Source organism: Nocardia sp. NPDC047654 (genome assembly GCF_043205035.1).
Lineage (GTDB): Bacteria > Actinomycetota > Actinomycetes > Mycobacteriales > Mycobacteriaceae > Nocardia.
In genome coordinates this window covers 1-8305 of the sequence record NZ_JBIDDF010000029.1, presented here as the reverse complement: position 1 = coordinate 8305, position 8305 = coordinate 1, and the positions used below count along the sequence as shown (strand labels likewise).

Sequence of the window (8305 nt, the reverse complement as noted above, 5' to 3'; positions counted from 1 at the left end):
GAGGAAAACCCATGGTCGAAGCAGCGAGTGATATCGCTATCGTCGGAATGTCGTGCCGGATGCCGGGCGCTTCCGACCTGGAGAAGTTCTGGCGATTGCTGCGCGAGGGGCGCGATGCCATCGGTTCGGCGCCCGCCGATCGGCCTGGTGTCGAGGAGACAGCGGGATTCCTCGACTCGGCCACGGAATTCGATGCCGGATTCTTCGGTGTCCCACCGAACGAGGCGAACGCCCTCGACCCTCAGCAGCTGCTCGGACTCGAGCTGAGCTGGGAAGCATGGGAGGACGCCGGTTTCGGCGATGTGACCGGGACGCGGGCCGGAGTTTTCCTCGGTTGCACCGGCACCGATTTCGCCGAAATCGCGGCCTCGCAGGGCAGAACCGGCGTCGGCAGGCACTCACTGTGGGCGGTCGGCCGAGGGGTGACCGCCAACCGGATCTCGAACTACTACGGATTCACCGGGCCGAGCTTGGTCGTCGACAGCGGGCAGTCCTCGTCCTTGGTCGCGGTGCACCTGGCCTGCGAGTCGATTCGCGGCGGCGATTGCGATGTGGCCGTGGCAGGCGGGTTGAATCTCATCTTGTCTCCGTTGAGTGGTGAACGGTACGAGCAGTTCGGCGCCCATTCGGCCACGGGGAGATGCCACACCTTCGACGACCGGGCCGACGGCACCGTGCGCGGCGAAGGCGGCGGCATGATCGTGCTCGAGCCGGTGGCGCGTGCGCTCGCGGCGGGACACCGGATCTACGCGGTGATCCGCGGCAGCGCCGTCAACAACGGCAATGAGCGGCAGGTGTTGAGCGCGCCCAGCGCCGCCACCCAGGCCGCCGTCATCCGGGGCGCCCTGACGGCGGCCCGGATCGACGGCTCATCGGTGCAGTACGTGGAGCTGCACGGCACCGGTACGCCCGCGGGCGACCCGGTGGAGGCGGCAGCTCTGGGCGAAACATACGGGGCGGGCCGTCCGGCGGGTGAGCCGCTGGCCGTGGGGTCGGTCAAAACCAATATCGGGCATCTGGAAGGCGCAGCGGGAATCGCGGGGTTGATCAAGACCGCTCTGTGCCTACGGCACGCGCAGCTGACGCCCAGCTTGAACTTCCGCAATCCCAATCCCCGGATCCCGCTGGACGACCTGGGGCTGCGGGTGCAGACCAGCACGCAGCCATGGGCAGGCGATGTGCCTCGCCGGGCCGGTGTGTCGTCGTTCGGGATGGGCGGGACCAACGCGCACGTGATCCTCGAGCAGGCGCCGGCCACGGCTGCCGCCGAGGTGGCCGGTGCGAGCCGCGAGCCCCGGACCGCGGTGTGGGTTCTGTCGGCGCGGAGCCGGGAAGCTTTGCGGGAGCAGGCTGTTCGTTTGCGGCAGTGGGTGGCCGACAGTCCGCGGGCAGGTGCCGCCGAGGTGGCGTACTCACTCGCCCATACCCGGACTCCGTTGGAGTGGCGGGCAGCGGTCGTGGGGTCCGGCACCGATCGGATGACTGCAGGGCTCGCCGCCCTGGCCGAACCAGCGCCGGACCTGGCTGTCGGCGATCCCACCGTAGTGTCCGGCCGGGCGGCGGCGCGCCGGGTGGTGTTCGTGTTCCCGGGCCAGGGCAGCCAGTGGGTGGGAATGGGTGCCGGATTGCTGGCGTCGGATGAGGTCTTCGCGGCATCGATCGCGGACTGCGAGGCGGCGCTGGCGCCGTTCGTGGACTGGTCGTTGACCGAGGTGCTGCGGGGGACGCCGGGCGCCGCCTCGCTGGATCGCGTGGATGTGGTGCAGCCGGTCCTGTTCGCGATGCTGGTATCGCTGGCACGGCGGTGGCAGGCCGCCGGTGTGCGACCGTCCGCCGTGGTGGGGCATTCCCAGGGCGAGATCGCCGCCGCGGTGGTGGCCGGTGGATTGTCGCTCGAGGACGGGGCGCGCGTGGTGGCCCTGCGGTCACGCGCGGTCGCGGAACTACTGGCAGGCTCGGGCGGTATGGCGTCGGTCGGCTTGCCGGGCGACGCGGTCGCGAACCGTCTGGCGGCCTTCGGTGGCCGGTTATCGGTGGCGGCGGTGAACGCGCCCGGCCAGACCGTGGTGTCCGGGGCGGCCGAGGCGATCGAGCAGTTTCTCGCGGATTGCGCTGCCGAGGGGATCTGGGCGAAACGCATTCCGGTGGACTATGCGTCGCATTCGGCGGCGGTGGAACGGATTCGCGACCGGGTGCTGGCCGACCTGGCGCCGATCCAGCCGAAAACCGGTGAGATTCCGTTCTTCTCGACGGTGACGGCCGAGTTCGTCGACACGACTGGGCTGGACGCGGCGTACTGGTATCGCGGGTTGCGTGAGCAGGTGCACTTCGCCGAAGCGATCGAGGCGTTGCTGCGCGCGGAGATGACGGCCTTCGTGGAGACGAGTCCGCATCCGGTGCTCGCCTCGGCGATCGAACTGGTGGCCGCAGCGCTGGGTGCGGCCGACCGGGTGGCGGTGTGCGGCACCCTGCGGCGTGGTCACGGTGGACCCGAGGAGTTTGCCGCGGCTGCCGCCCGGGCCTACTGTGCGGGTATCGACGCGCTGGCGGCGGAGTTGGCCCCGCCCGCCGCGCGAGTGGATCTGCCGGTCTACGCGTTTCAGCGCCGCCGGTGCTGGACACCGGAGCCCGGCGCGGGGGCCGCGGATATGCGCCGCGCCGGGCTGATCGCGCCGGACCATCCGATTCTGGGTGCCGCGGTGGCGGTGGCGGAGCGCGACGAATGGCTGTTCACCGGGCTCCTGGCCCCCGACACCCACCGCTGGCTGGTGGATCACGTCGTCTTCGGGGCGCCGGCGGTCCCCGCGGCGGTATGGCTCGAGGCCGCGTTGAGCGTGGGCGTCCGGGTGGGCGCCGCGGAGGTCGAGGAACTGCGAATCGAGACGCCTCTGCCCGCGAACCTGCCGTGGGCGGTCCAGATGCGCGTCGCGGCGGCCGACGAGAGCGGGCGGCGGGCGTTCTCCGTCCACGTCCGCCCGGCCACCGAGGCAGATCACGCCGCTGCGGAATGGTCTCGATGCGCGCAAGGGGTGCTGGCCGGAGACCGCGACGCGATCCCTATCCGGCCGGGCGTCGAGTGGCCGCCCACCGGGGCCGAGCCGCTGCCCGCCGAAGAACTGTACGACCGGCTGGCCGGTCGGGGGCTCGCCTACGGCGTGGCGTTCCAGGGAGTCACGGCATCTTGGCTGCGCGGCGGCGAGGTGTTCGCCGAGGTGTCGCTCGATGAGTCGGTGGGCCAGCAGGGCCGGTTCGGAATCCATCCCGCGCTGCTCGACGCCATGACGCACGCCGCGACGGACCTGCTCGCCGACGACTCGCCCACCCGGACCCCGATGGCTTTGTCGTTCAGCGGCGCTCGGCTCTACCGCGACGGGGCCGCCGCCGCTCGGGTGCGGATCGAGCGGGGCGGTGCGGACACCATGCGTGTGACGGCGGTCTCCGACGACGGCGACCCGGTTCTCATGATCAGGTCGCTGCGGGTGCGCATGGTCGACCGGGTGGTGGACGAGTCCCCGTCGGGAGTTGCCGCGTCCGCGCCGGGCACGGTTCCCGCTCGCCGCAGGCGCGCCGTGGTGGAGGGGCCGCTGGCGCCGAGGCTGTTCGCCGTTCCGGAGCCGGAGCGAGACGCGCTGGTGTTGAAAGTCGTCGCCGAGCAGGCCGCGGCGGTACTCGGTTACGAGTCCGCCGAGGCCGTTCCCTCCGATCTGCCGTTTACGGCGTTCGGATTCGACTCGCTGAGTGGAATCCAGTTACGCGACCGGCTGGCCGCCGCCACCGGGCTGGCACTGCCCGCGACCTTGATGTTCGACTACCCGACGCCCACCGCAGTGGTGCGGCTGGTGCGTGCCCGGCTCGAAGGGGTGGATCTCGCGGGGCCGCGCAGCGTGCGCCGCACTCGATCCGAGGAGCCGATCGCCATCGTCGGGATCGGCTGTCGCTTCCCAGGCGGTGTCGGATCGGCCGAGGATATGTGGCGTCTCGTCGCGTCCGGAAGCGACGTGATCACGCCGTTTCCCGAGGACCGCGGCTGGGACCTGGAGCGGCTGTTCCATCCCGATCCCGATGAGCCTGGCACGGTCTACATCCGGGAAGGCGGATTCCTGGCCGGGGCGGGCCATTTCGACGCCGGGTTCTTCAGCATCGGGCCGCGTGAGGCGACGGCGATGGATCCGCAGCAGCGGCTGATGCTGGAGGTCGCCTGGGAGGCATTGGAAGACGCGGGTCTCGACCCCGCCGCGCTGCGCGGTACGGACACCGGCGTGTACGTCGGCGCCTGCGCCTCGGGCTACGCCGAGGGCGTGACCGGGGAATACGAAGGTTTCCGGCTGACCGGGACGTCGCACAGCGTGATCTCCGGCCGCGTGGCCTACGCCTTCGGCCTCGAAGGCCCCGCGGTCACGGTCGACACCGCCTGCTCCTCCTCGCTGGTGGCCATCCATCTGGCCTGTCAGGCACTCCGTCGGGGCGAGACCTCCCTTGCACTGGCCGGCGGGGTCAGTATCTCGGCGAGTCCGGCACTGTTCGTCGACTTCGCGCGCCAGCGGGGCTTGGCGTCGGATGCGCGGTGCAAGCCGTTCTCCGCCGCGGCCGACGGCGTGACCTGGTCCGAGGGCGTCGGCGTGCTGGTCGTCGAACGCCTCGCCGACGCACGTCGCCTCGGGCATCCGGTGCTGGCGGTCGTGCGCGGTAGCGCGATCAACCAGGACGGTGCGAGCAATGGCTTGACCGCGCCGAACGGTCCGTCGCAGGAGCGGGTGATCGCGGCGGCGCTGGCCGACGCGGGGTTGACGCCCGGTGATGTGGACGCGGTCGAAGCGCACGGCACCGGTACCGCACTGGGCGATCCGATCGAAGCGCAGGCGCTCATCGCGGCATACGGCGTCGAGCGGGCGGAACCGCTGCGCATCGGATCGGTGAAATCGAATATCGGTCACGCCGTCGCGGCCGCAGGTGTCGGTGGTGTGATCAAGATGGTGCAGGCGTTGCAACACGAAACTCTGCCGCGGTCATTGCATCTCGACGCGCCGAGCCCGCATGTGGACTGGTCGGCGGGGTCGGTGCGGCTACTTAGCGAGCCGGAGCCCTGGCCGGCCGGCGACCGGGTGCGTCGTGCCGGAGTGTCGTCGTTCGGGATGAGCGGGACGAACGCGCACCTGATCCTGGAGGAGGCGCCACTGTCGGCGGTTCCGGTCGAAAGACCTGGCGCCGCGGCTGAGCCGGGTGATCGTGACCGGGGTATCCGGACGTGGACCGTATCCGCGCGCACCCCGGAAGCCCTGCGAGCGCAGGCCGCTCGGCTCACCGAATGGCTGACCGCGCGGGAGGACGTGAACGTGGCGGATGTGGCGCACACACTGCTACGGCACCGCGCGCAGCTGGAATATCGCGCCGCGGTCGTCGGGCGCGAACTCGATGATCTGCGATCCGGGCTCGCGAGTCTGGCCGGCTCCGCCACCGCCGAAGGCGATTCCGTGGTCGCCGGCCGGGCCGCGGCGCGGCGGGTGGCGTTCGTCTTCCCGGGTCAGGGCAGCCAATGGCCTGCGATGGGCGCCGAATTGCTCGCCATGAACCAGGTTTTCGCGGAGTCGATCGCGGACTGCGAGGCGGCGCTGGCGCCATTCGTGAACTGGTCGTTGACCTCGGTGCTTCGGGGAGAGCCGGGCGCGGCGTCGTTGGACCGGGTGGATGTGGTGCAGCCCGCGCTTTTCGCGGTGCTGGTGTCGCTGGCGCGAGTGTGGCGGGCCAGCGGGGTCGAGCCCGCGGCGGTAGTGGGGCATTCGCAGGGTGAGATCGCGGCGGCCGTGGTCGCGGGTGGGCTTTCGCTCGCCGACGGTGCGCGCGTGGTCGCCGTCCGGTCACGGATCGTGGCCGAGGAACTGGCGGGAGCCGGTGGCATGGTGTCGGTCGGTTTGGCGGCGGACGCGGTCGCGGATCGGTTGACCGGGTTCGGAGACCGATTGTCCGTGGCGGCGGTGAACGGGCCGGGGCAGACCGTGGTGTCGGGGGAGATCTCGGCTGTAGAGGAATTCCTGGTGGCCTGCGCGACCGACGGCGTGTGGGCGAAAAGGATTCCGGTGGACTACGCGTCGCATTCGGCCGCGGTGGAGTCCATCCGCGATCGGGTGCTGGCGGAGCTGGCTCCGGTTGCGCCGGTCACCGGTTCGGTGCCGTTCTTCTCGACCGTGGCCGCCGACTATGTCGACACCGCGACGCTCGACGCCGCCTATTGGTATCGCGGCCTGCGCGAGCCCGTCCGGTTCGCCGAGTCGGTCGAAACGCTGCAACGCGGGGGTGTGAACGCCTTCATCGAGGTCAGCCCGCACCCGGTTCTGACGGTCGGGATCGAGCTGACGGCGGACGCCCTGGACGCGTCCGGCCGTGTGGCCGTCCTGGGCACCTTGAAACGCGAACACGGGGGACTGCAACAGCTCTCGTTCGCGCTGGCGCGCGCTTATTGTGCCGGTATCGATGTGGCGGCGCCGGTATTGGCGCCCGGCGCCACCCGGGTGGACCTGCCTCGGTACGCGTTCGAGCACAAGCGGCACTGGCTGGTGCCCGGCGGTGTGCCGGATATCCGGCAGTCGGGCCTGGACGAGGTGGCGCATCCGTTGCTGGCGGCGATGGTGCGGTTGCCGGACACCGATGAGGCGGTGTTCACCGGCAGGCTGTCGCGGGCGGCATATCCGTGGTTGACCGATCACGCTGTCGCGGGTGTGGCCGTGTTGCCCGGCGCCGCATTCGTGGAACTCGTCCTGCATGTCGGCGCGGTGGTCGAGTGCACGTGGTTGTCGGAACTGGTGCTGGAGGCGCCTCTGGTGGTGCCGTCGTCGGGGACCGTCGAGCTACGGGTGGTGGCTAGCGCCCCGGACGAGTCACGCACCCGCAGGGTGTCGGTGTACTCACGATCGGATGAGACCGTCTCCCGCGCCGCGCACGGCCCGGCCGACCGGATCCCGGACGGGAACTCACCGCGGTGGGTCCGGCACGCCGCCGCCACGATCACTGCCGAAACGGATGCGGCTGCGGCCTCGGCCGTCGCCGTGCGCCCACCGAGTGGTGTGATCGCGACCGACATTGCCGATGCTTACGCGGATTTGGCCGCGCGTGGCTACGAATACGGTCCGGTGTTCCAGGGGCTTACCGCCCTGTGGCGCGGTGACGGCGAAGTCTTCGCCGAAGTGACATTGCCGGAGCCGGGGCGCGCCGGAGTCACCGAGTTCGGGCTGCATCCGGCACTGCTGGACGCGGCGCTGCATTCGGTTCTGCTGGGTGAACTCGTATCCGACGCGCCGGAGGGCACAGTCGCGGTGCCGTTCTCCTGGGAGAACGTGAGGTTGTATGCGACGGGAGCGACCACGCTGCGGGTCCACGCGGCCGTCTCCGGGTCAACGGCCGCAGGACCTCGGATCGCGGTGACCCTCACCGATGCATCGGGTATGCCGGTGGCCGAGGTGGGCGCGTTGACAATGCGCCCGATCCCGGTCGAGGCACTCGGACGATCCCGGCCGCGGAGCGACGGACTCGGCTACCGGGTGGAGTGGGTCACGTTGTCCGCGCCGGAGAATGCGGCCGCGGACAACGCGGTCTGGGGCAAGGCCCAGGACGGTGAGACCGTGACGATCGCGGGGCGGGTGGCGACAGTGATCCGGCTCGACGAGGCCGCCGACCGCGCGCTGCCGGGGTCGGCACGTGATGTGGTGACCATGGTGACCCCGTGGGTGCAGCGGCTGCTGGATCGGGACGGTCCCATCGTCGTGGTCACCCGGCAGGCCGTGGCGGTGCACCCCGGCGAGCCGGTGGATCTGTCCGCGGGGTCGGCATGGGGGTTGCTGCGCACGGCCCAGAGCGAGCACCCGGACCGGATCCTCCTTGTCGACGTCGACGACTGGACCGATTACCGGCGCGCTGTAGTCCTCGCGTTGACTACGAGCTCCGAACCCCAGTTCGCCGTCCGTCGCGGTATCCCGCACATTCCGCGCCTGCGACGGGCCGCCGGCGACATCGGGGATGCGAGTGTGACGATGCGGGCTCCGGCGTGGGCACTGACCCACCATGACAAGGGCACCTTGACCGGCGACAACCTGACGCTGATCGAGACGCCGGAGGCACTGCGGACCCTCGGCCCCGGCGAGGTCCGGGTAGCGCTGCGCGCGGCCGGTCTCAATTTCCGCGACGCCCTGATCGCCTTGGGCATGTATCCGCAGCCCGATGCTGCGATAGGTGTGGAGGGTGCTGGTGTGGTGGTGGAGGTTGGTGCGGGTGTGTCGGGGTTGGTGCCTGGTGATCGGGTTTTCGGGTTTGTGCG

At 70.7% G+C, this 8305-nt stretch carries 1 protein-coding gene; it reads left to right on the top strand.

All coding sequences use genetic code 11. The features are described from left to right. Positions 1–11: 11 nt before the first annotated feature. Positions 12–8305, top strand: an 8294-nt coding sequence (locus ACGF7Y_RS35530; protein WP_393242001.1) for an acyltransferase domain-containing protein, incomplete at its 3' end; no start/stop codon positions are given.